We start from the raw sequence: 25434 nt of genomic DNA on the forward strand, positions 1-25434 counted from the left end.
CACATTGATTCCTCGTTCCGCAAGGGGACGCGTTGCTCCCCCCTCCCCACCCGCCGATATTCCCGGCTTGTCGCACCCCTCCGTCGCCACCGGCCGCCGCCTCGGCGGACTCTTTCTCGGTTACCTCGCCGTCGTCGTGGCCGTCATCACGCTGGCTCCGTTCCAGTTCGCGGTCCCGGCCCGCTTCACCGCCGCCCTGATCGTGACCGATGGCGGCTGGGCCACCGACGTCCTCCTCAACATCGTCCTCTTCGTCCCACTCGGCGTTCTCTGGCATCGGTCCCGCGGTGGATCGGTCCGCGCCTCCCTCGCCTTTGGCCTCCTGCTCGGGGCCGCCATCGAGACGGCCCAGCTCTTCCTCGCGCCCCGTTACACCACCCTCAGCGACCTGCTTGCCAATGGCGTGGGTGCCGGGATCGGTGCCGCGATCTCGACTGCGCTCTCGCGCCGAGTCGCCACCACGACGCTGGTGACCAGGCTCTGGCTCGATCAGCCGATGATCGGGTTGGTCTATCTGCTCTGGCCGCTGGCCTGGCTGATCGGCCTGAGCAGCGGCAGCGCACCCGAGCGACTCTGGATGTTGGCGCCGATCGGGGTGGCCGGCGCGCTTGCCATCACCGCCGTGTCCACCGTGGGCCGAGACGAGCACACCAGCGCCGCGCTGCCGGTCTTCATGACGACCGTCTGGATGATGATTGCCACCATCCCCGCCGTGCGCGTCGCCCCGCGCCTCGCCGGGATCGGCATCGGGGTCGCGCTCGCCGCCGCCGTGCTCGGTGGGCCGCTCTGGCATGCGGCACTCCGACGGGAGCGGCGCCTCGAGCCGCAAGTCGTGCGCGCCCTCCTGCCGCTGCTCGCCGTGCTGCTCGTCGGCGTCTCGTTGCATGCCGGATCGTTGGCCGTCACCGGCGGTGGTGAAGCTGCCCGCGAGTCGCTTCTGCGTGTGATCGCCCAAGCAGCAGCGTTCACGCTGCTCGGCTATCTCGTGGCGGAATCCCGCGGTCGTCGCCAGGAGCCGCTGCGGCGCTTGATCACGTGGCCGCTCGTCGCCGCCGTCATCATGGCGGTGGTGCTGGAGTTTGCCGTAACGCCCTGGCATTCGGTGCTCCGCGTCGGCGCGGCGCTGGCCGCCACGGCCGTCGGGGCAACGCTCTATGACGCCCAACGTGCCCACATCCTCACCTTGCTCGGACTCCGCTGAATGCGCGTTCCACGGGGCGTGGCGCTCGTCACAGTACTGGTTGCCCTTGGCGGTTGCCTCGCGGAGCCGACCCTGCCGACGGGCGGTGCCGGACCGACCGTTGCCATGGATGTCGTCGCGCGTGGCGAGACCAACACGAGCTTCCTCTCCGCGTGGGCCGCGTCCTCAAGTCGTGCCTGGTTCGGCGGGCAGGGCGGGGTCGTTCTCGGGTGGGACGGCCAACGTTATCAGGCAGAGACTGCAGGGGTTACCGAGACAATCTCCGGTCTCTGGGGGGCCGACGCCGATCACCTCCTCGCCGTCGGTGATGGTGGCTCGGTGCTTCGCCGGGAGGACGGCGCGTGGTCCGTCGATACCACCATCGCGGGCGTCCAGTTGTTGGGCCTGTGGGGCCTCGATCGATCGCGCTATTGGGTGGTGGGGACGGGGGGATACATCGCGCAGCACTCGGCGACCGGGTGGCGGCAGATGTCGGTGCCGACCAGCACCGAGCTCTGGAGCCTGTGGGGACGGTCGGACGAGTCGCTGGTTGCGGTGGGCAACAACGGCACCGTCGTCGAGTGCTGCACCAATGGCGCGTGGCAGCGGGTGTCGACACCGACGGCGCAGCCGCTGTTCGGTGTCGCCGGTGATGGGGCGGGGCGAGTGGTCGCGGTGGGCGCATCGGGGACGATTCTCTTGCGCGATGGATCGGGCGTCTGGCGGCAGGTGGCCTCGCCGACGCCGGTGACCCTCTTCAGGGTGGTGGCGGTCGGAAACGGCGACTTCACCATCGTCGGAGACGGCGGCCGCATCCTCCGCGGCAACGGGGAGCAGTGGTCGCTCGCGTCGGTCAGCGGACCGGGCGAGAATCTGCGCGCCGTCGCGACCGCGGGCGGACGGCAATTCGCGGCGGGATGGTTTGGGGAAGTACTCGACGATCGCGATGGCTGGCAGGTGCAACACACCGGCGCCGTCCTCTTCGGCGCCCATGTCGCGGCGGACGGACGCGGCCTGGCGGTTGGCCTCGGTGGGCTGGCCTATGCCCGCGAGGCGGGCGCCTGGCGGCGCATCACGCTCCCCACGAAGACGTCGCTCTATGGCCTCGATGGACCGAACGCGTCGCAGCTGCTGGTGGTCGGTGACAGTGGCACGATTCTCCGTCGCGAGGGCGACAGTTGGCAGCACGAGTCGTCGCCGTTCGGCGGCTTGCTGCGAAGTGTCTGGTGGGGACCTGGTGGGCGCGCGATGATCGTCGGCGCGGAGGGCACCGCGTTGGTGTCCGATGGCGCGGGATGGCGGTCCACCTCGACGGGGACGACCGGATTCCTGCGCCATGTCTGGGGTCACGAGTGGGTCGACCTCTGGGCCGTCGGCGACAGTGGCACGGTGCTGCGCTGGAATGGCGCGCAATGGCGTCGTCTCGAAACGCCGGTGCGCGCCTTGTTGCGCGGCGTGTGGGGGCGTTCGTCACGCGACGTCTGGGTGGCGGGCGAAGAGGGAGTGGTCCTCCATTGGAATGGCGCGCGCTGGGCGCAGTTGCCGTCACCGACGTCAGGGGCGTTGCGCGCCATCATCGGTGACGGGACCGACATCTGGGTCGTCGGTGAAGCGGGCGGGGCGTGGCGTTGGGACGGCCAGCAGTGGAGCACCTTCTCGGTTGGCATCCCCGGGCTGCTCATCGATATCGCCGGCGGCAGTGGCCGGCCGTTGGTTGCCGTCGGGGAACTCGCGTTGATCGCCGAGGGTCGGCGCTAGCGGCGCGTCACCACGATGCCGCCGAGGCGACGGGCCAGTGCGAGGCCGCGGGTGGGGCCGAGCACCGTGATCGTCGTCGACAGTGCATCGGCGGTCGCGGGATCGCGATGCAACACCGTCGTCTCGAAAGCGGTGGTGAGTGGTCGTCCGCTGCGCGGATCGATGACGTGCGAGTAGGCGACGCCACTGATCACGACATGCTGGGCGGAGGGGCCCGACGTCGAGACCGCGACATCGTGGAGTACGAGCGTCGAATCGCCATGCGGCGTGGGGACCGACACCTCCCACCCTGGCCGGCCCGGCGGGGCGTCGCCGAGCAGGAGGTCGCCGCCGGCTTCGAGGAGCATGGCCGTGACGCCGTGCGCACGGAGGGTGGTGCGCGCCTCGCCGAGGATCCATCCCTTGGCGATGCCGCCGAGGTCGATGCGCATGCCGGGGCGATCGATGCGGACACGACGGTGGAGCGAGTCGAGCCCGATCAGGCGCCAGCCGGTGACACGTCGTGCGCGGCGGATGGCGGAGTCTGGTGGAGCCACGCCGGTCCGGCGGGCTTCGCGCCAGAGTGCGACCAGCGGCCCGACGGTCGGGTCGAAGGCGCCGCCGCTGGTTCGGCTCATGGCGACGGCGCGGGCGAGCACCTCGAACAGTTCGGCCGAGACTGGCTGCCACGCTCCCGGGTGGTCGGTCAGCTGGCGGACTTCGCTGGTCGGGCGCCAGTCGCTGAGGAGCTGCTCCAGGGCCGCGATCCGGCCGAAGGCAGCGCGGGCCGCGGCATCGGCCGTGGCCTGGTCGGCATGGAGGACCAGGCGGACCTCCATCCCGAGGTGCAATTGGCGATACTCGTGGCCTCCCCCCTGTGCAACGACGGGCGCCCCGTGCAATTTCAAGATCGCGGTCAGGATGATCGCCATCCCGACTCTCCCTCGCATCCTCGCGTGCATATCTGATGAAGCTACCATCGTTCGTGGCACGCGGCGCGTGCGCCCTGCTGGTTGCATGGCCTGCGGCCGCCCAAGCGCCACTCCGTCCGTACACCGATTCGATTCCCGGTTCGCTGGTCACCTTCGAGATGGTGCCGGTGAGTGGCGGTGAGGTGCTGGTGCCGGGCCCGAAGGGTCCGCAGAAGGTGACGGTCCCCGCGTTCTGGATTGGCCGCACGGAAGTGACGTGGGACGCGTTCGACATCTTCGCCTTTCGGCTCGACATCGCGCGCGCCGAACGAAACAACATCGATGCCACCACGCGGCCGTCGCGGCCCTACGGCGCGCCGGATCATGGCTTCGGCCATGCCGGCTACGCCGCCCTCTCGATGACCTACTACACCGCGGTTCGCTACACCGAGTGGTTGAGCCAGAAGACCGGCCACCGCTACGCACTGGCGACCGATGCGCAGTGGCTGCGTGCCGCGGAGCTCGCACTCGGCAAGGGGCCATTGACCCCGGCCAAGGTACAGCAACTCGCGTGGGTCGCCGAGAACGCCGAGGCCGGTGCGCATCCGGTGGCCACGCGCGCCGCCGACGCGCTCGGCCTCTTCGACCTGCTCGGCAACGCCGGTGAATGGGTCACGGGTGCGGATGGCACCCCGGTGTTGCGCGGCGGCACCTGGCGTCAACCGGCGAGCGTGGTGCTCGGCCGGCCGCGCGACCTGCAGGCCCCCAGCTGGAACTCGACCGACCCGCAGATTCCCAAGAGTCGTTGGTGGTTGTCCGATGGCACCTTCGTAGGCTTCCGCATCGTGAGGATCCCGTGAGCATTGACCGTCGTCACTTCGTTGCTTCTGCCGCCGCGGCCGCCGCGGGGGCGCTTGCCCTGCCGCGCCGCAGCTTCGCCATTGGCGTCCCCGACGCCGACCCCATCCGCATTGGCGTGATCGGCTGCGGCGGCCGGGGCACCGGCGCCGTCCGCGACGCCCTGACCGCGAGCGAGAACGTCACCCTCGTGGCGATGGGCGACATCTTTCCGGATCGCCTCGCCTCCGCGCGCGAGCAGTTCGCGAAGGTGGCCGCCGAGAACCCCGGCTTCGCCGCGAAGTACAAGGTCACGCCGGAGAAGACCTTCACCGGGATCGATGCCTACCAGAAGGTGCTGGCGGCCGATGTCGACCTGGTGATTCTCGCGACGCCGCCGGCGTTCCGCCCGATGCACCTCGAGGCGGCAATCAACGCCGGCAAGCACGTCTTCATGGAGAAGCCGGTCTGCGTCGACGTGACCGGCGCGATGTCGGTGATCAAGTCCTCGGAGGCGGCGGCGTCGAAGCATCTGGCGATCGTCTGCGGCACGCAGCGTCGCCACGACCCCCGCTACATCGAGACGATCAAGCGGATTCACGATGGCGCGATCGGCGAGATCGTCGCGGCGCAGGTGTACTGGAACCAGGGCTCGCTCTGGAACTTCGCCCGCAAGCCGGAGTGGAGTGACACCGAGTGGCAGCTGCGCAACTGGCTCTACTTCACCTGGCTCTCGGGGGACCACATCGTCGAGCAGCACGTGCACAATCTCGACGTCGCCAACTGGGTCATCGGCGCGTTGCCGATCAAGGCCACCGCGATGGGCGGCCGTCAGGCGCGCACCGGGGCGGAGTATGGCCACATCTACGACCACTTCGCCGTGGAATACGAGTATCCGAACGGCGTCCGCCTGATGTCGATGTGTCGGCAGCAGGACGGGACCTCGTCGCAGGTTGGCGAGCGCGTCCTCGGCACCAAGGGCAATTCCAACGCCTACAACAAGATCACCGCGGGCGGGAGCACCTGGTCGCATCCCGCGGTCGCGGAAGGGCTGAACCCGTACGTCGAGGAACACCGCGACCTGGTGGCCTCGATCCGCGCCGGCACGCCGCTCAACGAGGGGCGCCGCATCGCCGAGAGCACGCTGACGGCCATCATGGGGCGCGAGGCGGCCTACACCGGCAAGGATGTCACCTGGGCCCAGTTGATGGCCGCGAAGCTCGACCTGATGCCGAAGCCGTTCGCGCTCGGCTCGTTGGTGGTGCCGCCGGTGCCGATGCCGGGGCAGACCACGCTCTCGCGGACCTTCAACGAGGGATGGTGAGATGGAACGGCGACACTTCGTCGCCGCCGGCGTCGCGGCAGGGGCCGCGGCGCTGACCGCGGGACAGCCGCTGGCGGCGAGCATTCGGGGCGCCGATCCGGTGTTCTCGGTGAAGTTCGCGCCGCACTTCGGCATGTTCGCCGGCAATGCCGGCGACGACGTGGTCGACCAGTTGCGGTGGATGCATGAGCGTGGCTTCCGCGCGCTGGAAGACAACGGGATGCGCGGTCGCCCGGTCGAGGAGCAGGAGCGGATCGGTCGCGAGATGGCCAGACTCGGGATGACGATGGGCGTCTTTGTCCTCAACCCGGGCACTGCGTTCGGCAAGATCACCTTCGCGGGCGGCGATGAGGGATTCACCGAATCCTTCCTCGCCGATGTGCGGGCCTCGATCGAGGTCGCGAAGCGCGTCAACGCCAAGTGGATCACGGTGGTGATGGGCGAGGTCGCCCCGCGACTGGAGTTTGAGTACCAGACGGCCAATGGCGTCGAGGTGCTTCGGAAGGCGGCGGCGTTGCTCGAGCCGCATGGCCTCGTCATGGTGCTCGAGCCGCTCAATCGGCGCGACCATCCCTCGCTCTTCCTGACGCGGGTTCCGCAGGCGTACCAGATCTGCCGGGCGGTGAACTCGCCGTCGTGCAAGATCCTCTTCGACATCTACCATCAGCAGATCACCGAGGGAAACCTGATTCCCAACTTCGATCGCGCCTGGTCGGAGGTGGCCTACGTGCAGATCGGCGACAACCCCGGCCGGCGCGAACCCGGCACGGGGGAGATCAACTATGCACGGATCTTCTCGCACCTGAAGGCGAAGGGGTACACCGGGGTGCTCGGCATGGAGCACGGGAATGCCAAGGCGGGGAAGGAGGGGGAACTGGCGGTGGTGGCGGCGTACAGGGCGGTGGAGCCGAAGTAGTCGTGAGTCGTTAGTCGTTAGTCGTTGGGCTCGACCGGGGTCATCCCGAACAACGTGAGGGATCTGCGTGATCGCCGTCACGCAGATCCCTCGCTGCGCTCGGGATGACAACGCACACCCTAACGACTAACGACTAACGACTAACGACTACTGACCCCTACCCCAACAACTTCCGCTTCGGACTCACGATCTGCGCGATCAAGATGCCGGAGACGAGCGACACGGCGATCAGGATCATCCGGAAGGCGCCTTCGACGCCGACGATGACATCCTTGTCGAGCAGGGAGGTCAGCGACCGGAGGCCGATGCTGCCGGGAACCAGCATGAGCAGGCCCGGGACGAGGACGATCTGCGAGGAACGGTTCGTGATGCGGGCGTACCAGTTGGCGCCGATGCCGACCGCGAGCGCGCCGACGAAGGCCCCGAGCTCCGGGCCGAGGGTATCGCCGCCGAAGCGTGACCCGATGATGGCGAGGGCGCCGGCGGGGATGATCCACGGGGCGTCGCGTCCCTCGGCCTTGAGCAGGACGATGAAGGCGAGCGCGGAGACGAACACCGCAACGAAGAGGGTCCACTCCGGCAACGGCACAATACGGGTCGACACGATCTTCCCGAGCACCAGTACGCCGACCTTGCTGCCGAGCGCGATGCCGAAGGTGATGCCGAGGAGCAGCACGATCGCCCCCATCAGGCGGGCGGTGCCCGCCGCCAGATGACGAGTCGAGATTTCGGTCATGGCGGTGGTGAGGGTGAGTCCCGGAATCAGGACGATCACGCCGGCGAGCGTGGCGATGAACACCGAGATCGGGAATCCGGCCCACGCCACGCCCGCCGCCAGGAGCGAGGCGGTGAGTGCAGCGACCGGCTCGAAGACTCGATTGAGGCCGGCGATGCGCGTGGTGACGAGGGAGAGCAGGCCGATCGCGAGTCCGATGCCGAAGCCGGCGACCATCTCATGCCAGCCACCGCCGAGGAAGCGCGCCGAACTGCCTGATGCAATCGCGAAGGCGGCGGTCGTCAACCAGACGGGATAGGGCGGCGGGGCGAGTTCGATCGCCTCGAGGCGACGCGATCCCTCGAGCGGCGTCAACTGCCCACTGAGGACCTCGCGGGTGACCTCGTCCGTTTGGGCGAGCTTGCCGAGGTTGGACTCTCCCGGCTCGACGCGGATCAGGAAGGTCCGTTGGTCGTCCTGCGGCCCGAACGAGACCATGATCGAGGTCGGCATCGAAAAGATCTGCGCCTGCAGCCCGAGTCGATCGCAGGTCAGTTCGAGGGCCTCTTCGAGCCGATTGGCGGCGTAGCCTGAGGTGTGCAGCGACCGGCCCAATCGCAGCACGAACGACACGCGATCATCCGGGCCGGGGCCGCTCGGCAGGGGGAAGCCCTGCGCCGGGGTCCAGCCGGTCCATGCGGTGCGTGTGATATCCTTGTTGGTCGTCGTCATCTGCGCTGAATGATACGTCCCCGACTCCCCGAGGAGCGAATGCCGCGATTCCCCCAGATCCTCGCCGTCCTGCTGGTCGCCGGATGTGCCACGAATCCCGTCACCGGGAAGCGCCAACTCTCCCTCGTCTCGGAGTCCCAGGAGATCGAAATGGGGAAGGGCGAGTTGGCGCGCGCCCGGGCCGAGACGGGTTTCTATCCGGACACGGCGCTCGAGGCCTACGTCGCCCGGGTGGGAAAGGCGATGGCGGCCGCGAGCGAACGACCCGCCCTGCCGTGGGAGTTCCACCTGATCGATGACCCGATGGTGAACGCCTTCGCCGCCCCGGGAGGCTTCATCTTCATCACCCGCGGCATCCTCGCCTATCTGAACAGCGAGGCCGAACTTGCCGGGGTGGTGGGCCACGAGATCGGCCACGTGACCGCCAAGCACACCGTCGCCGCCATCTCGCGGCAACAGGTTGGCACCATCGGCATTCTCGGCGCCGCGATCCTCGCCAAGGACGAGCGGATCGCGCAGGCCGGCAGCACCGGACTGGGGATCCTCTTCCTCAAGTTTGGTCGCGACCAGGAAAGCCAGTCCGACGGACTCGGCCATCGCTACGCGCTGACACAGGGGTACGATGTGCGCGAGATGCCGAAGACCTTCATGACGCTGCAGCGGGTCGGTGAGGCGAGCGGCAACGCGGGCCGGATTCCCGGCTTCCTCTCCACGCACCCCGATCCGGGCAATCGCGTCGCGGCGACGCAGGGGTGGGCCGACACCGTCAGCAACTACTCCAAGCTGGTGACAGGGCGCGACCGCTTCCTCGACCACCTCGATCATCTGGTCTACGGGCAGGACCCACGTCAGGGCTATTTCCAGGGCGTCCGCTTTCTCCATCCCGGCCTGCTCTTCCAGTTCGACCTGCCGACGGGGTGGCAAGGAATCAACCAGGCCACCCAGGTGATCGGTGCCGAACCGAATGGTGCGGGACAGCTGCAACTGAGTCAGGCGTCGCAGGCAACGATCGCTGCCGCGATGCAGGCGTGGCAGGCGCAGCAGGGCGTCACCACGACCGCGGTGCAGCAGGGGCAGATCGGCGGCTCGCCGGCCCAGTGGGCCGACTTCTCGGCGGTGACCCAGGACGGTCAGCAGTTGCTCGGGCGAGTCGCCTACATCAACTACCGCAACGCCGTCTGGCAGTTCGTCGGCATGTCGGTCGCGGCGTCGTGGCCGCAGCTGGGCGGCGCGATCAAGAATTCGATCGGCTCGTTTGCGGCGACGCCCGCCAACCAGGTCTTCACGCGGGTGCGCGAACTGCGCGTCATCACCCTGCCGCGGGCCATGACGATGTCGGCGCTGGCGGCAGAGAGTGGTGGGGCGACGACGGCGGCGGAGTTGGCGTTGCTCAACAGCGTCGAGGAAGGCGCGATGCAGCCGCAGGGGAAGAAGCTGAAGACGGTGCGCTTCCGCTGAGGCTCAGCCGACGCGGCGGGTCTTTCCCTTGAGGAAGTCCATCAGCAGGAACTGGCCCAGCGTCATCGGCGAGGCGAAGTAGGCCTTGCCGCGGCAGATCCGCGACACCTGCTTGACGAACTCGACCAGATAGTGGTCGCGGGCAAGCATGAACGTGTTGATCATGATGTTGCTGCGGCGACACGCGGAGACCTCCGCGTAGGTCGCCTTCAGGATGGACGGATCGAGGCCGCCGGAGTTGACGTAGACCCGCCCGTCGGGAAGCGTCATCGCTGACGGCTTCCCGTCGGTGATCATCACGATCTGCTTCATCTCCTGCCGCTGCCCGGCGAGGATGCGGCGCGCGAGCTGCAGGCCGGCTGCGGTGTTGGTGTGATACGGCCCGACCTTCACGCTGGCGAGTGCGCCCGGCGGAATTTCCTCGGCCGTGTCATGAAAGAGCACGACCTTGATCACGTCACCCGGAAACTGGTGTCGGATCAGGTGCGTCAGCGCGAGCGCCACCTTTTTTGCTGGCGTGAAGCGGTCCTCGCCGTAGAGCACCATCGAGTGCGAACAGTCGAGCATCAGCACCGTGGCGGCCGACGAGCGATACTCGGCCTGCGTCACGTGCAGGTCGGCGTAGTCGAGCTCGAGCGGCATCGTCAGGCCGTGGCGTGCGATGGCCGATGTGAGCGTGGCTGCGGCGTCGAGATTCATCACGTCGCCGAACTCGTAGACCTTGCTCGCCGATTCGCTCTCCACCGAGGTGGCGAGGTGGGGGGTCTCGTGGGCACCGATGGCTGAGCGACCGAGCGCGCCGAGCAGGGCGCGCAGGGTGCGGTAGCCGAGGAAATCCGCGCCCTTCTCCTTGAGGTCGAACTTGACGGTGCGCGCGGCGGCGCGCGCTTCGCCGCCGGGGAGCTGGTCGGGCGGGATCGCTTGCCCGGCCTGATTGGTCAGGTTGAGGTATCCCTCCTCGGCGAGGCGCTGCACGATCCGATCGAGGAGCGTCGCCAGCTCGGCCTGCACCTCCTGGTCCTTGGCCGCGTCGCCGGTGGTGCCGTCCTTGAGCAGCTTCAGCATGTCGGGGGTGAGCTGGCCCGATTCGATCAGCGCCTTGAGGATCGCATTGCGGAGGTCGTCGAGGGTGCGCTCCCCCTCGTCGTCGCCCGGCTCCCCCCACCACGGGGTGCCGGCGAAGCCGGATTCGAGGAGGAAATCCCCGAGTTGGTCCAGGAGCGCCTGCAGATTCACCTGCTCGGCGAGACCGGCGACGTACTTGGTGTAGGTGGTGTAGCGCATCTCGGAGTATACCCGGGGATCGGCCGTGGGTGCCGACGGGGAGCCGTCCCGCGGCGGGGGTGGCGACCGCTACCTTTCAGCTGTCCCCCCCACGGTCCGACACTTCCATCAGGGCGTCCTCAGACGTCTGGCTTCCCTGCCGTCCCTCGCGCCGAGAATCATGCTCCGTTCGCGCCGTCTCCTGCTGGTTGCCGGGTTGCTGTCACTCGCGTGGCAGGGGCCGCTTGCGGCCCAGAGCGCCACCGCGAGCGGGACGCTGATGGTCCAGTGGGGTGATGCGGACCGCGGGGCGCGGCCACCCCGGATGGCCTGGACGTTGACTGGCGATCGCGGGGAGGTCTGGGACGTCGAGCTGACCGAGGCACAGGTCCGCCTCGCGGGCGGAGTGCGCGCCCTGAATCGCAGCCGAGTGACGGTGGTCGGAACCGCCACCCCGGCCACCCCCAGGGCACGCGGCGCGCCGCTCGCCCCCCGGCTGCGTGCCGGCTCGATTGCCTCCACCGAGGGTGGCCGGACGGCCTCCCTGATGGCCCAGCCTCCGCAGAGCGGTGCCAAGCCGTACGCCCTCCTGCTCTGCAAGTTCGCCGACGTGGCGACCGAACCTCGGCCGCGCGCCGACTTCACCGCGCTCCTGTCCAACGGTTCCCCGAATCTCGATCACTACTACCGTGAGCTCTCCTCGGGGCAGATGAACCTGGGCGGCAGCCAGGCCGTCGGCTGGTTCACGCTGCCGCAGCCGAGAGCCGCGTATCTGCCCGGTGGTCAATTGGCGTTCTCGGCGCTGGCCGCCGACTGCACGGCGGCGGCGGATGCGAGCGTGAATTTCGCCAACTTTTCCGGGATCCTGATCCAGGTCAACGCAGACCTCGACGGCTACGCGTGGGGTGGTTCCAGTTTTCTGTCGCTCGACGGCGTGACACGGTCGTGGCCGATGACCTGGATGCCGCTGTGGGCGACGCAGTCGTCGATGCATGGCGCGTATGCGCACGAAGTGGGACACTCGCTCGGGTTGCCGCACTCCTCGGGGCCGTACTCGGCCACCTATGACTCGCGCTGGGACGTGATGAGCAATTCGTATCTCACGTTCAACGGTGCCACCGGCAGCTATGTCGCCGGTCACACCATCATCTACCACAAGGATCTGCTCGGCTGGATCCCGGCAGCGCGCAAGGTGACGCCAACCGCAGGGACGCAGACCGTCCTGCTGGAACAGGCCGAGTTTCCGACGGGTGGCACCACGCCACTGGAGATCGTCATCCCGATCGAGGGGACGTCGCAATTCTACACCGTGGAGGCGCGCCGCTTCCTCGGGTACGATGCGCCGTTGCCTGGCGAGGCGGTGGTGATCCACCTGATCACGCCGGGCACGGGTGTTCCGGCCAAGGTTGTCGACGCCGACAACAACGGCGATCCCAATGATGCCGGGGCGATGTGGCTCCCCGGCGAGACCTTCCAGGGCGCCAACGGAATTCGCGTCCGGATCGATGCGCGCACGGCCGAAGGATGGAGTGTCACGGTGACGATGCCGTTGCCCGATGTGATGCTGAGCGTGGCTGGGGCGGGGAGTGGCAATGGCGTGGTGACGTCGACGCCCGGCGGGATCGCTTGCACCAGTACCGCCGGCGGCAGCAGCGGCAGTTGCAGCGCTCCCTTCGCCGGCGGAACCGTCGTCACCCTCACCCCGACGGTGACCTCCGGAAGTTTCCTCGGTTGGAGTGGGGCATGCGGCGGCGTCGGGAGTTGCCAGGTCACCATGGATCAGGCGCGCAGTGTGACGGCCAACTTTCAGCTGGGCAATCAGACCCTCACCGTCACCGCTGATGGCAGCGGCAGTGGCGTGGTGCGTTCGAGTCTCGAGGGGGTCCATTGCGTGAGCACCGCCGGCACCTTGAGTGGTTCGTGCGTGGCGGCGTACCCGCAGGGCACGATGGTCACCTTGACGGCGGATGCGACGATCGGAGCGTTCACGGGATGGAGTGGGGCCTGCAGCGGGACGGCGAGCTGCACGCTGGCCCTGACCCAGGTCCGCAACGTCGGCGCCACCTTCGTCGTGGCCAATCGACTGCTGACCACCGAGGTCACTGGAGCCGGGAGCGGCAGTGTGACGAGCACGCCAGCGGGGATCGCCTGCGCCAGCACGCACGGTGCGGTTGCCGGGAGTTGTGCCGCCGAATATGCCGAGGGGACGGTGGTCACCCTTGAGGCGGTGGCGAGCGGTGGGAGCTTCGCCGGCTGGAGCGGCGCGTGCAGCGGGGTGGGCACCTGTCTGGTAGCGCTCTCGGAGGCCCGCACCGTGACCGCCCGATTCGATCCGCCCAGCTTCGCGGTGACGGTCTCGGCCTCGGGTGGCGGGAGTGGCGCGATCACCAGTCAGGCCGGGCTCTCGCCGGCGCTCGCCTGCCTCAGCACCGCGGGGAGCGTCAACGGCGCGTGCAGCGCAACGTATATCGAGGGAACGATCGTGACGCTCACGCCGACGGCGACGGCCGGAGCATTCGGCGGCTGGAGCGGAGCGTGCTCCGGCTTTGGCCCGTGCCAGATCGTGGTTAGCCAGGCGCGCGCGATCACGGCGGACTTCCTTGCGCCGCAGTTGCTGATCGACACCTTTGCGCGGGCGTTGCTCGGCGAGGGATCGATCGCCCCGGAGATCGCGGCGCAACTCGATGCGGCCGGCAATCGGAACGGCCTCCGCGATTTGGGAGATCTGGTGGCGTTGATGGATCACTCGCCGGAGGCGCGATTCTCCGCGGTGGTGATGCGGGTCCTGCAACGACGAGGAGGTGCCAGTGCGATTCGTCCGTAGCGCTGCCCATGCCTGGGTCGTCGTCGCCACAACGCTGCTGCTCTCGTCGTGCGGTGGCGAGCCGACGGCGCCGAAGCTGCCCCCCGAGCAGTACCGGATGCGGGTGCAGTCAACGGGAGGGGCCGTCGGTGCGTTGCTCCTCTCGGTCGATGGCGGCAGCGGCACGCCGGTCCTCCTCGCGGCCGCGCCGGTGACCGCAAGCATGTCCGATGGCGCCTCGCCGTCCCGTGTGCTGCTGGTGGGGCCGCTTGGGGGCGCCGACCTGCTCGAGGTGCGGGCGGCGACCCCCGGCGTGCCACCGACCGTGACGGTCCTGGAGGCATCGGCAGGGGCGAGCGGGGGTTACGCGGCGATTTCCCCCGGCAGCGTCACGGTGACCTGGACGGGCGTGGAGCGATAAGCACGGGCGTTACTTTCCGTCGCATGCCCCTCGCTCTTCGCACCCGTCTCCGGGACCTCGGCGCCGTCCTCTTCACGGGGCCGTTCCGTGCGGTGCGGCATCCCGATTTCCGCCGCTTCCTGACGGGCCAGGGGATCTCGCTGGTCGGCACCTGGATGCAGTCGATCGCCCAGGGCTGGCTCGTCCTCGAATTGACCCGCTCGGCGTTTGCCGTCGGACTGACCGCCACCCTCGCCACGTTGCCGATTCTCTTCTTCACGCTCTATGGCGGTGTGGTCGCCGACCGGGTCGACAAGCGCCGTTTCATCATGGCATTGCAGGCAGTGATGCTGGTCGAGGCGGCGGCCCTGGCGGTGCTCACCCTGACCCACCACGTCACGGTCGAATGGATCTGGGCGCTCGCGGTGCTCTTCGGTCTGGCCACGGCGTTCGAAGTCCCGGCGCGCCAGGCGTTTCTGGTGGAGCTTGTCCCCGCCGAGGATCTGGTCTCGGCGGCGGCCGTCAATTCCACGACGTACAACCTGGCCCGCGTGATCGGTCCGGCGATCGCCGGCATCGTGGTGGCGATCGCGGGGCCCGGCGCGGCGTTCTCGCTCAACGCCTTGAGCTATATCGCCGTGCTGATCGGGCTCTCGCGCATCCGCACCCCGCATATCCCCAAGGAGACGCTCAGCCGCCCCTCGGTCTTCACCGGGGTTCGCTTCATCCAGTCGCGTCCGGTGCTGGCAGCGCTCTCCTGGCAGATGGTGTTGCTGACGGTCCTGAGTGGGTCGTTCATTCCGATCCTCGCCGTGTATGCCCGGGAGGTGCTGCACGTCGGCGCCCGCGGGTATGGGGCGCTGACCGCGGCCGTCGGCGTCGGGGCGGTGGCGGGCGCGGTGCTGATCGGTGGCATCGGTACCCGGCTTCCCCGGCCGCGTGCCGCGGTGATCGGTGCGGCGACGCTGAGCGTCGCGGTGATCCTGCTGGCCTTGAGCCGCGAAGCCTTCCTCTCGCTCACCCTGCTCGCGTTCGCCGGGGCGGCGATGGCCACACAGGGGATCGCCACGGCGACCTCGCTGCAGCTGGCGGCCCCGAACGAACTGCGGGGGCGGGTGATGGCGGTGTATTCCTTTGTGGTGCTCGGGCTGGCTCCGCTCGGCGCCTTTCAGGCAGGATGGGTCGCGGAGCACCTGGGCGCCGCTTGGAGCATCGGATTGAGTGGAGGTGCGGCGCTGCTCGGCACCGCATGGCTGTCACGCCGTCTCTGGGACGGCACGGAGGAAGCATGCTGATCACCATCTCGCGGGAATACGGTGCCGGGGGGTCGTTCGTGGCGCAACGCGTCGCGGTCGAGCTCGACTGGCGGTTGGTGGACAACCAACTCGTCGAGGAAGTGGCTGCGCGCGCCGGCATGAGTCCGGATGAAGTCAGCGAGAAGGAGGAGCGCGGCCCGACCTTCGTGGAGCGACTGGCCCGTGTGCTCACCGTCGCCACGCCGGAGGTGCTCGGGCCGTCGACTGCCGAGCTGCCGGAGCAAGAGGAGGCGCGGCTGGTGCGACTGACCGAACAGGTGGTGGCAGAAGCGGCCCAGGATCATGCGGTCCTGGTGGGACGTGCGGCGGGTGCGGTGATCGGCCAGAAGGAGAAGGCGCTCCACGTCCGCCTGGTCGCCTCGGCCGGCTATCGCGCCACGGTGATCGCCCAGCGGCTCGACATTCCCCTCGACGAGGCCCAGAAACGGGTGCGCGACGTCGACGCCCATCGGGCCCGGTACCACAAGCAGTACTACAACCGCGACTGGGCCGACCCGCACCACTACCACCTCACCCTCAATACCGAGCTGCTGGGGATTGAGGGGAGTGCGGCGTTAATCGTTGCGGCAGTGAAGCGAGAGATGGATGATGGATGATGGATGATGGATGATGGATGAGTCCGGCGCCGAAGTCAGATCGCGGCCTCGGTCGGATCCCCATCCATCATCCATCATCCATCATCCATCATCCTTGATCGTGCCCCTTCCGCCGACTCGGCCGCACCCGCTGCCAGCCATGTTCCTCGCTGCGGGCGATGCGCTGGTGCGCGGCGAGCGCTTCCAGCACCAACTCGCAGGCGGCGACGGCGGTTTCCTGGTCGGCCGGGGAGGCGAATCCGGTCTCGTAGACCAACGGGAGGAGCCCCTCGACCAGCCCGAAGGCGGCAAAGCAGGTCGCCGTGGGCTCGTCGACGCCGATCTTGAGCGCGCCCCCCTGCTCGAACCAGGCGACAATCGGCTCGACATCGGCCTCGAAGGCATGTTCGGTGAAGACCAGACCGGCGGCGCGCCGAATCAGCTCTCGTGCCACCGACTCCGCTCCCTGCATTTCCCCCTCGTACTCCAGCTCGACCTTCCCCGAAATCGCCGGAATGCCGGCGTAGATGTCGCTCATCCGGGTCACGGCCCGTGCCGCGCCGGTGGCAATCGCGCGGCGCTCCGCGTTGCTGACCACCACTTCCAGCAACGAGATCGGGAGCCGCTGCGACACGCCGGAGCGGCGGTCGACGCGCGGATCTTCGCGGGCGGCGAAGGCGACCTGTTCGACCGCTTCGGCGATGAACGAGGGCACGGTCACGCGTCCGTCGGCGCGCGCGAGCCAGGCTTCCTGTGCGGTGATGGCCATCCCCTGCTCGACGGCGCGGGGATAGTGCGTGCGGATTTCCGACCCGATCCGGTCCTTGAGCGGTGTGATGATCTTGCCGCGCGCGGTGTAGTCCTCCGGGTTGGCGGTGAACGCCATCACCACGTCGAGCGAGAGGCGCACCGGATACCCTTTGATCTGGACGTCGCCTTCCTGCATGATGTTGAAGAGGCCGACCTGGATCTTCCCCGAGAGGTCCGGCAGTTCGTTGATCGCGAAGAGTCCGCGATTGGCGCGCGGCAGCAAGCCGAAGTGCATCGTGATTTCATCGCCCAGCAAATGCCCGCCCCGCGCGGCTTTGATCGGATCGAGGTCGCCGATGATGTCGGCGATCGTCACGTCGGGGGTGGCCAGCTTTTCGACGTAGCGCTGGTCGCGCGGCAGCCACGCGATCGGCGTCGCGTCACCGCGTTCGGCGATCAGCTCGCGCGCGTACTTGGAGATCGGCGCGAACGGATCGTCATTCACCTCGCTGCCCGCGACGACCGGCACCACCTCGTCGAGGAACTGGACCAGTGCGCGCAACAGCCGCGTCTTCGCCTGGCCGCGGGTCCCCAGCAGGATGAAGTCGTGGCGTGCGAGGAGGGCGTTCACCAGCTGCGGCACGATGGTGTCATCGTAGCCGACGATGCCCGGAAAGAGGGGACCACCCCGCGCGAGGGCCGCGAGCAGGTTGGTGCGCAATTCGTCGCGCACCGAGCGGCCGCGGAGCGGCGCCTCGGCCCACTGGCTCGAGTACAACTCGCCCAGGGTGGTCGGCAGCGGGGTCATCAAAGCTCCGGAAGCGGGGAGGGAACCAATCTGTCTGTAGTACGGCGGCCGGGGTGGAAGGATCCCTTGGCCCGGGGGGGAGGAGCCCCCTCGGGGGGGCGGAATATGGGGAAGTTTCTACCCTGCCGGAAGTTAGGCTGTCTTGACACTTGCCGGACGGCCCCTAACTTGTTGCACGGTGCATCGGGGGAAGCGGCCGATACGCGGTACCGGCCTCGGTGACCACTTTCAACTCACAAGGAGAAGCAATGCGGAAGTTCGTGATGGCGGCTGCGGTGATCGCTTTGGTGGCGTGCGGCGACAAGGCGGCGGAGCAGGCGGCGGCGGATTCGGCGCGCGTGGCCGACAGCGTCCGCGTGGCGGACAGCACGGCGGCTGCGGCTGCGGCTGAGGCGGCTCGGGTTGCGGACAGCGTTCGTGTGGCCGACAGCGTCCGCGTTGCGGACAGCACGGCTGCTGCCATGAAGAAGGGCGGCAAGTAAGCTGGTCTCCGACCGATGCACCCACGACGCCCCGGGCTGCTGCCCGGGGCGTTGTGCTTGCTAGCCTGCCCGGAGTGCCGACCCCCATTCAGGGAGCTCGATCACCGACGCCGGTGCCCCCCCTCCACTCACCACGCTGCCCGGCTCCACTTCCCGCCGAATGACCGCCAGGGCGAGCGCCCGTTGCCCAAAGCGCACCACGGTCCGGATCGTCCCGACCGCACGCTCCTCGGTGGCGACGTCGGCCGTGGTGGGTTCCGCATCGTTCTGCCAGAGGAGCCCACGGAGGACGCGGTTCGCGTGGCCACGAAAGTGGAGGCGGGCGACCGTCTCCTGACCGGTGTAGCACCCCTTGTCGTAGCGCACGCCGGCGAGTTCGTCGAAGCGGACCTCCTGCGGCAGCGTCTTGTCGTCGATCTCGCGGCCCACGGCCGGCCAGCCGACGAGGAGCCTTGCCGCCGCGCTCCAGGCCGGGGGGGCCGCGTGCCATCCGGATCCCTCGAGGCGGGCATCGATCGTCGCCGCCGGCTCGGGGCTCATGACGAGGGCCCGAAATGGAGCGACGCCCGTGGGCCGCACGAGGCCGAGTCCCTCGGGAATGGCCGACTCCGCGCCGACCAGCCACCGCAGCGTGATGGCGTCGGTGACCTCGGTCACCTTCGCGAGCCGAGGCGGAATGGTGCGCGCCAAGAGGCCGCGCATCTCCTCCGCCATCCGCGCGGGCACGAGCACCCAGGCCGCCGCACCGTCCCGCCGAATCCACGCGTCGGTGATGATCATCCCCTTCGGGGTGAGAAACGCGCACCAGAGCAATCCATCGGGTGCCATCTTGGCGACGTCATTGGTCACCAACCCCTGCAGGCAGCTGATGGCGCCGGCGCCCTCCAGACGGAACACGGCGTGGGGGACATCGATGGCGTGATGCCCCTCGACCAGGGCGCGGGCTTCCTCGGTGCTCAGTTCGACGTCGCAGACCATGGCAGCTCCATCGGGTGGTGTGCCACAAAATCCGTCCAGATACACGCGGGATGTTCTGGCTCGAGCGCCTCGCGCGGATGCGACGTGGTCAGCATGGCCACGGGCATCCCCGCAGCGCGTCCGGCGCGGAGGCCGGGAATCGAGTCTTCGATGACCACGCACGCACTCGCGGGAAGCCCCAGCAGCGCCACGCCCTTGCGATATCCCTCGGGGTTCGGCTTGGTCGTGGCCACGTCTTCGGCTGCGACGATCCCGACAAAGCAGGCGTCGAGGTCGGCCACCCGCAGCACGTGGGTGATTTCATCGCGGCGCGCGGCCGACACCACCACCAGGCGGACGCCGGCGGCGTGCAGCGCCCGCACGAAGGGGGAGACGCCGGGCACGAGCGTGAGATCCGCGCTGATGAGGCGCTGGTAGATCACGCCCTTGGCGGCCACAAGGTGGTCCAGCATCCTGGTGTCGAGCGTCCGATTGGCGGCTCGCCACGCGTGCACAAAACAGCCGCGGTCATCGTAGCCAAGGTACTCGCGATAGTAAGTGGCCTCGTCGACGTCGAGACCCCATTCGGCGAGCACTTCCAGGAGTGCGGCGCAGTGGTGCCGCTCATCATCGACAATGACGCCATTGAAGTCGAAGCAGACGCCCTTCACGACGTCGCCTCGCCGGTGATGCCGGTCACGAAAATGTGCCTCGGATCGTGGCGCTCCCGCAGGCGATCGATCGGGCCGCCGATGCCCTCGCGGTAAGCGCCGAAGTGCCCGACGGTGCGGCGCAGCGCCCACGACGCGCGCTCGAGCGTCAGCGGCACTTCGCGGGCCGCGAATTGGTTGCGCACCGCTCGCAGCTGCTCTGCGGTGGTGTGTCCGCTCCAGCGGATGCTGCCGGCGAGGGCACCGGCACTCAGCATTCCTTCGCCGAGCAGCGAGACCACCGCGTCGATCGCCTCATCGATCCCTTCCGGGAGGACGCCGAGGCGGAAGGTGACCGGGACACTCGAGATCCCGCGTGAGGAGCCATTCCAGAGCAGCACGCGCCGCTCCGGTGGCAACTCGTGCCAGTGCAGGTGCGCCACTCGGCTCAACCGTTGGCCTTCCTGCAGGACCTCGTCACGACTCCCCATGAGCCGAACGGCGAGCAGCCATTCCGGTTCGGAGGCCAGGGCGGGGGAGATGAGCTCCGCGGCCGCGGCGGCGATGTGATGCTCGCCGAGTCCGCGGGCGGCGGCGCTGAGCCGATCCCGACTCCCGAGGGCGACCCAGGTCAGATCCGCGTCGGGGAGCGGGCGGACCCGGAGGGTGGCCTCGGTGATCACGCCGAATCCGCCGAAGCCGCCGAGGTGGAGTCGCATCGCCGGCGTCACGGTCGGGCTGCCCTCGTCGCGCGCGAGGCGGACCACGCGACCGTCCCCGGTGGCAATGGTCATTGCCAGCACCTGATCGCGCACCGGACCGAAGCCGGCACGGAGCGGTCCGGCGGTCGCGGTCGCCAGCACGGAGCCGACGGTCCGGTCGGTACGTCCTGGTGGGTCGAGTGCCACCCAGCCGTGTTCGTCGCGCAGGGTGTGACGAAGCAGATCGAGGGAAACGCCTGCGGGGGCGGTGACGCTCTCGTCGGTGTGTTCGATGCCGAGTCGGTCGTCGAGGCCGCGGGTGGAGAGGGTCAAGTCGGCGGGAGGGGCGTCAACGCGCCATGACCCCCCGCCCTCGATGGCGACCTGCCACTGCTCGTCATGGGCCAAGCCGAGCACGCCGGCCATGGCCTCGGTCGAGGTGGGCGTGACGATGAGCCGCCCGTCGCCGGTGGCGCGCACGGCTTCGGCGCCGATGGTGGCGGCGATCCGGTCCTGGCGGGTGCTACTCATGCGGGCGCCCGGCGTGGTTCGGCGGGAGGGTGGTCGGGGCTGAACGTCATCCCCGGAAGATAGACGGGGCGGGGCGCTGCTCAGGCGGCGCGAAATTCTCCCAGATGCCGCACCTCCGGGCACTCCCGCAACTTCGCGAACGCGCGCTCGCGCAACTGGCGGATCCGTTCCCGGGTGACGCCAAGGGCGGCGCCGATTTCTTCGAGTGTGCGGGCTTCTTCGCTGGGGTCGAGGCCGTAGTAGAGCGAGAGGATGCGGCGTTCGCGGGGGGTGAGGTAACGGCGGAAGATCCGGTCGATGAAGTCGCGCCGGAGGATCTCGTCGGTCCGCGTCTCGATTTCGCCGTTTTCTCCCAGCGGAAGTCGCTCACCCAGCGTGGCGGCGCGGGAGTCCCCGCTCTCGACCGGCGCATCGAGCGAGACTTCGGTCACAAAGAGCCGACGGGCGTCGCGCACGTCATCGAGCGGCATGATGAGGGCGGTTGCCAACTCCTCGTCGGTCGGAGTCCGCCCGAGTTCCTGGGCGAGCAACCCCTGTGCCTTGGCGAAGCGCACGACGGCGGTATTCTGGTTGAGCGGGAAGCGCACCGAGCGCGTCTGTTCGGCCAGCGCCTTCAGTACCGCCTGCCGCACCCACCACACCGCGTACGAGATGAACTTCACGCCACGATCCGGATCGAACTTGCGGACGGCGCGGAGCAACCCCTCGTTGCCGATTGCCACCAGGTCGCCGAGCTCGAGACCATGCCCCTGATAGCGCTTCACGAAGGCGATCACGAAGCGAAGGTTCGCCGTGACCAACCGCTCAATGGCGATGTCGTCGCCCTCGCGTGCCTTCCGCGCCAATGCCCGCTCCTCCTGGATGTCGGTGATCATCGGGAGGTCCTTGATGTCCCGCAGATACTGCTCGAAGGACTCGGCCGCGCTGAGCGGAACGCGGGCACGGGATGGCGCAGGGGCGGCACGACGCGGCATGGGAGACCCAATCGGCGAGGGACGAACTATCAAGTTTTCTAGGGAGGTGTTCGAAAGCTACGCAGGCAAGATGGGGAGTTCCGGGGCCGTGTCAAGAGCCTGTAAATATATACATTGCAACAACTTATGCAGGTTGCAGTTAGCCGTTTCGTGCACAATGTCCACAGCGGAGTCTTCCACACGCGTGTGCAGGAACGGGGGAAGTCATTGCGATGCAAGTGAATGCGTCGGACGGTGGGGTGGGGGAATTGTGGGTAAACGGTGAACGGGGAACGGGGAACGGGGAACGGGGGCGCGGCCGCTGGCCGCTGGCCGCTGGCCGCGCTTGGTGAGGAGTGAGGGGGATGGGCGGATTGACCCCCTCACCCCTCACCAAGTTCGTCCCGTTCACCGTTCACCGCTCACCCTTTAATGCAGCAACTCCGCCAACAACCGCAGATCCAGCGCCTGCGTCCATTCGCCGCCCACCACCGCCATCCGGCCGGGCTCTGCCAGCAGCGCGGCGTGCACGCTGCCGCGACGGTTCTTCTTGTCGCCTTGCATCGCCGTCATGATCGCCTCGCGGGAGAGCCCCGGCGGCGGGGCGACCGGCAGTCCCACGGCGCGCAACCAGGCAGCGGCCCGGTCCGACGTGCCGGGGGCCGTGACGCCCATCGCCTCGCCGAGGCGGCTCTCGAGCACCAGGCCGATCGCGACGGCTTCGCCGTGGGGCAGGGCGTAGTGGCTCACCTGCTCCAGCGCGTGCGCAATGGTGTGCCCGGCATTGAGCGAGGCGCGGCGGCCGCGCTCGTGCTCGTCCTCCATCACGACGGCGGCCTTGATCGCGACACTGCGGTCGATCAGCGTCGTCAGGGCCTCGAGGTCGCGGCGCGCGATCGCGTCGCGGTGCGCCTCGATCCACTGGCCGTAGGTCGCATCGGTGATCAACGCATGTTTGACTGCCTCGGCGAGTCCCTCGCGGAACGGCCGGTCCGGCAGCGTGCGCAACAGGGTCGGATCGCAGCAGACGGCGAGCGGCGGATGGAAGGCACCGACGAGGTTCTTCCCTGCAGGCGTATCGACGCCGGTTTTGCCACCGACCGAAGCATCGATCATCGCCAGCGTGCTGGTTGCCACGGCCAGCCACGGGACGCCCCGGAGGTAGGTGGCCGCGACGAAGCCGACGAGATCGGAGGTGACGCCGCCACCGAAGGAGACCAGGACGGTGTCTCGGCCGAGGTGGCGCGACAGCAAGTCATCCGTGAGCCGCGACCACTCCGCGCGGCTCTTCGATCCTTCACCGCTCGGGAAGGTGAGTTGCAGCGCCCCGGGGAGTGGCGACGGGAGCAGGCCAGCCACGGTGGCATCGGCGATGACGACGGCGTGGTGCCCGGGATGGGTCGCGTCGAGCAGCGCGCGGACCTGTCCGAAGGCGCCCGCGCCCACCAGCACCGGGTAACTCCCCGCGGCGTGCTCGACCGTGGTGACCTTTACCAGGTTACATCTCCGATGCCTGCCTGATGGTTCGCCAGCCTCGCCATGGTGAAGAGGAGATCGGAGAGGCGATTGAGGTAGATCACGAAGAGTTCAGGAACGTCCGCGGTGGTGCCGAGGTGGACGACGCTGCGCTCGGCACGACGACAGATGGTGCGCGCCAAGTGAAGTGCGGCAGCCTTCGGTGTACCCGCCGGGAGCACGAACGCCGTGAGCGGGGGCAGTTCCTTGTCGGCCGCGTCCATCGCCTGCTCGAAGAGATCGACGCGCGAGGGTGCCAGCTCGGCCTTCTCGAGCGCCTTCCGCACGCGTTCCGGGTCGGGCGTGGCCAGGTGGCCGCCGATCGCGAAGAGGTCGCGTTGCACCGTCTCGAGGAGCGCGTCGTGGAATTCCACCGGTGCGGTGCAGCGCACGATGCCGATCGCCGAATTGAGTTCATCGACGTCGCCGTAGGCACAGACGCGAGGGTGGTCCTTGAGGACACGCCCGCCACCGAAGAGTCCTGTTTCGCCAGAGTCACCCGTGCGGGTGTAGATCTTGAGAGTCATGGCGGATTATACCCCGATGACGTCCAACATTTCCTCGACCGAGACGATCTTCTCTCGCGGGCGCCCGGCCGGCGCCCCACGAGCCTGCTCTTCGGCGTCGAGTCGTTGCCAGTCCGCCCAGTCGGTGACGCGCACACCACGGCTGGCGAGGAGGGCATCGACCGCCTCACTGCCGCCGCCCCGGCAGGGAACCACGCCGCTCTCGAGGTCGGCGACCAGCAACGCGACGGTTTCCGCTGCACAGGACTTGTTGGTGCCGATCACGCCCTGCGGGCCGCGCTTGATCCACCCCGCGACGTAGAGCCCGGGCACGACCTGGCTCAGACCGGCGCCCGCCGTGACGCGGCCACCCTGGTTCGGGATGATCCCGCGCCGGTCGTCGAACGGGAAGCCCTCGAGGGCCACCCCGCGATATCCCACCGAACGGAAGACCAACCCGACGTCGAGGGTCCGCCGTTCGCCGGTCGGCACCGCGCGAACGCCGCCCTGCCCATCGGCCTCGAGTCGATTCCGTTCGACCACCATTCCCTCGAGACGGTGCTCGCCGAGGAGGGCCACCGGCGATGTGAGGAAATGGAAGTGGATCTGGATCGGCGCACCGGTGGGCTCGCGCTCGGCCCACTCGCGCATCACGACCAGGTTCTTCTCGGCCGTGCGGTCCTCGGCGGCGGCGAGGACTGCCGCGCTGGCCGCGTCGAGCTGCAGCGACTCGCGGGGGACGATGACGTCGACTCCTTCGAGCTCGCCCAACTCACGCAACTCCGGGGTGGTGCACGCGGCCTGGGCGGCGCCACGCCGCGCGATCACGTGGATGGTGCGAATGCTGGAGCTCCGGAGCGCCTTGAGGGCGTGCGCGGCGAGGTCGGTCGTGGCCAGGACATCGGGCGACTTGGCGAGGATGCGGGTCACGTCCATCGCCACGTTGCCGATGCCGATCACCGCGGCCGCCGACTGGCTGAGGTCGAACGGCAACTCCGCATAGTCTGGGTGCCCGTTGTACCAGCCCACCAGTTCGGTGGCGGCGTGCGACCCCGCGAGATGCTCGCCCGGAATGCCGAGCGGCCGGTCGGTGCGCGCGCCGAAGGTGGCGATCACCGCGTCGTAGTGCTCGCGGAGTTCGGCCACCGTGAGGTCACTGCCGATCTCGACATGCCCGAGGAATCGGAAGCCGGGCTGGCTGGCGATCCGCTCGAACACCTTGGTGACCGACTTGATCTTGGGATGGTCCGGTGCGACGCCGCCGCGCACCAGGCCGAACGGCGTGGGGAGGCGGTCGAAGAGGTCGATGGCGATGCCCGGATGGGCCTTCTGGAGGGCCTCGGCGGCGTAGAAGCCCGACGGGCCAGCGCCGATGATGGCAACGCGCGGCTGCAAGGATGTAGGCATGCGCGAA

General features: G+C 68.6%; 21 protein-coding genes. 10 read left to right on the top strand and 11 right to left on the bottom strand.

Annotated features, from left to right (window positions below):
- The first annotated feature begins 67 nt into the window (after positions 1–67).
- Positions 68–1201 carry a VanZ family protein gene (locus tag IPP98_12145; GenBank protein ID MBL0179859.1) on the top strand — a complete coding sequence of 378 codons (1134 nt, stop codon included), beginning with the start codon at positions 68–70 and terminating at the stop codon, positions 1199–1201.
- Positions 1202–2938: a hypothetical protein gene (locus IPP98_12150; protein ID MBL0179860.1), complete on the top strand. Its 1737-nt coding sequence runs from the start codon at positions 1202–1204 to the stop codon at positions 2936–2938. It begins immediately after the preceding gene.
- Here the strand turns inward: IPP98_12150 and IPP98_12155 are convergent.
- Complete coding sequence (locus IPP98_12155; protein ID MBL0179861.1) at positions 2935–3849, bottom strand: FAD:protein FMN transferase; 915 nt, start codon at positions 3847–3849, stop codon at positions 2935–2937. The two genes, IPP98_12150 and IPP98_12155, sit on opposite strands and share 4 nt — an antisense overlap.
- Before the next feature lie 646 nt (positions 3850–4495).
- On the opposite strand from IPP98_12155, the gene IPP98_12160 reads away from it, so the two are divergent.
- Positions 4496–5989 carry a Gfo/Idh/MocA family oxidoreductase gene (locus tag IPP98_12160; protein ID MBL0179862.1) on the top strand — a complete coding sequence of 498 codons (1494 nt, stop codon included), beginning with the start codon at positions 4496–4498 and terminating at the stop codon, positions 5987–5989.
- 1 nt (position 5990) lies between these two features.
- Positions 5991–6905: a TIM barrel protein gene (locus IPP98_12165; protein MBL0179863.1), complete on the top strand. Its 915-nt coding sequence runs from the start codon at positions 5991–5993 to the stop codon at positions 6903–6905.
- Between the two features lie 157 nt (positions 6906–7062).
- On the opposite strand, the gene IPP98_12170 is transcribed toward IPP98_12165, so the two are convergent.
- Positions 7063–8352 (bottom strand): threonine/serine exporter family protein, encoded by a 1290-nt coding sequence (locus IPP98_12170; GenBank protein ID MBL0179864.1) that lies wholly within the window; start codon positions 8350–8352, stop codon positions 7063–7065.
- A 39-nt stretch (positions 8353–8391) separates the two neighbouring features.
- On the opposite strand from IPP98_12170, the gene IPP98_12175 reads away from it, so the two are divergent.
- Positions 8392–9810, top strand: a complete 1419-nt coding sequence (locus IPP98_12175) for a M48 family metalloprotease (protein MBL0179865.1) — start codon at positions 8392–8394, stop codon at positions 9808–9810.
- Between the two features lie 3 nt (positions 9811–9813).
- Here the strand turns inward: IPP98_12175 and IPP98_12180 are convergent, their stop codons facing one another.
- Positions 9814–11094 carry a VWA domain-containing protein gene (locus IPP98_12180; protein ID MBL0179866.1) on the bottom strand — a complete coding sequence of 427 codons (1281 nt, stop codon included), beginning with the start codon at positions 11092–11094 and terminating at the stop codon, positions 9814–9816.
- A gap of 160 nt (positions 11095–11254) precedes the next feature.
- Between IPP98_12180 and IPP98_12185 the strand changes: the two genes are divergently transcribed.
- Genes IPP98_12185 through IPP98_12200 form a run of 4 tightly spaced genes read left to right on the top strand, consistent with a single transcriptional unit; the run spans position 11255 to position 16188 of the window.
- The gene (locus tag IPP98_12185) at positions 11255–13897 is read left to right on the top strand and encodes a hypothetical protein (protein MBL0179867.1); all 2643 of its coding nucleotides are present in this window, start codon (positions 11255–11257) and stop codon (positions 13895–13897) included.
- Positions 13881–14297 (top strand): hypothetical protein, encoded by a 417-nt coding sequence (locus IPP98_12190; protein MBL0179868.1) that lies wholly within the window; start codon positions 13881–13883, stop codon positions 14295–14297. Before IPP98_12185 ends, IPP98_12190 begins: the two co-directional genes overlap by 17 nt.
- A 23-nt stretch (positions 14298–14320) precedes the next feature.
- Positions 14321–15571 carry an MFS transporter gene (locus IPP98_12195; GenBank protein ID MBL0179869.1) on the top strand — a complete coding sequence of 417 codons (1251 nt, stop codon included), beginning with the start codon at positions 14321–14323 and terminating at the stop codon, positions 15569–15571.
- On the top strand, positions 15565–16188 hold the full coding sequence (locus IPP98_12200; protein MBL0179870.1) for a cytidylate kinase-like family protein: 624 nt from the start codon (positions 15565–15567) through the stop codon (positions 16186–16188). The genes IPP98_12195 and IPP98_12200 overlap by 7 nt, the downstream gene beginning before the upstream one ends.
- A gap of 88 nt (positions 16189–16276) precedes the next feature.
- Here the strand turns inward: IPP98_12200 and IPP98_12205 are convergent, their stop codons facing one another.
- The gene (locus IPP98_12205; protein MBL0179871.1) at positions 16277–17725 is read right to left on the bottom strand and encodes a magnesium chelatase; all 1449 of its coding nucleotides are present in this window, start codon (positions 17723–17725) and stop codon (positions 16277–16279) included.
- 248 nt (positions 17726–17973) lie between these two features.
- On the opposite strand from IPP98_12205, the gene IPP98_12210 reads away from it, so the two are divergent.
- Positions 17974–18207: a hypothetical protein gene (locus tag IPP98_12210; GenBank protein MBL0179872.1), complete on the top strand. Its 234-nt coding sequence runs from the start codon at positions 17974–17976 to the stop codon at positions 18205–18207.
- Positions 18208–18267: 60 nt separating this feature from the next.
- Here the strand turns inward: IPP98_12210 and IPP98_12215 are convergent, their stop codons facing one another.
- The 7 genes from IPP98_12215 to IPP98_12245 all read right to left on the bottom strand — a co-directional run bounded on the left by IPP98_12215 (position 18268) and on the right by IPP98_12245 (position 25415).
- Complete coding sequence (locus tag IPP98_12215) at positions 18268–19185, bottom strand: hypothetical protein (protein MBL0179873.1); 918 nt, start codon at positions 19183–19185, stop codon at positions 18268–18270.
- Positions 19164–19835 carry an HAD family phosphatase gene (locus tag IPP98_12220; protein MBL0179874.1) on the bottom strand — a complete coding sequence of 224 codons (672 nt, stop codon included), beginning with the start codon at positions 19833–19835 and terminating at the stop codon, positions 19164–19166. The genes IPP98_12215 and IPP98_12220 overlap by 22 nt, the downstream gene beginning before the upstream one ends.
- A complete protein-coding gene (locus IPP98_12225; GenBank protein ID MBL0179875.1) occupies positions 19832–21046 on the bottom strand; it encodes an FAD-binding oxidoreductase in 1215 nt (404 codons plus the stop codon). Before IPP98_12225 ends, IPP98_12220 begins: the two co-directional genes overlap by 4 nt.
- Positions 21047–21126: 80 nt before the next feature.
- Positions 21127–22020, bottom strand: coding sequence for an RNA polymerase sigma factor RpoD/SigA (locus IPP98_12230; protein MBL0179876.1), 894 nt, complete (start codon positions 22018–22020; stop codon positions 21127–21129).
- A gap of 408 nt (positions 22021–22428) precedes the next feature.
- Positions 22429–23451, bottom strand: coding sequence for a 3-dehydroquinate synthase (gene aroB, locus IPP98_12235; GenBank protein ID MBL0179877.1), 1023 nt, complete (start codon positions 23449–23451; stop codon positions 22429–22431).
- 38 nt (positions 23452–23489) lie between these two features.
- Positions 23490–24041 (bottom strand): cob(I)yrinic acid a,c-diamide adenosyltransferase, encoded by a 552-nt coding sequence (locus tag IPP98_12240; protein ID MBL0179878.1) that lies wholly within the window; start codon positions 24039–24041, stop codon positions 23490–23492.
- A 6-nt stretch (positions 24042–24047) separates the two neighbouring features.
- Positions 24048–25415, bottom strand: a complete 1368-nt coding sequence (locus tag IPP98_12245; GenBank protein MBL0179879.1) for an FAD-dependent oxidoreductase — start codon at positions 25413–25415, stop codon at positions 24048–24050.
- Positions 25416–25434: the final 19 nt, after the last annotated feature.

Source organism: Gemmatimonadota bacterium (assembly GCA_016720805.1).
In the GTDB taxonomy this organism is placed as follows: domain Bacteria; phylum Gemmatimonadota; class Gemmatimonadetes; order Gemmatimonadales; family GWC2-71-9; genus Palsa-1233.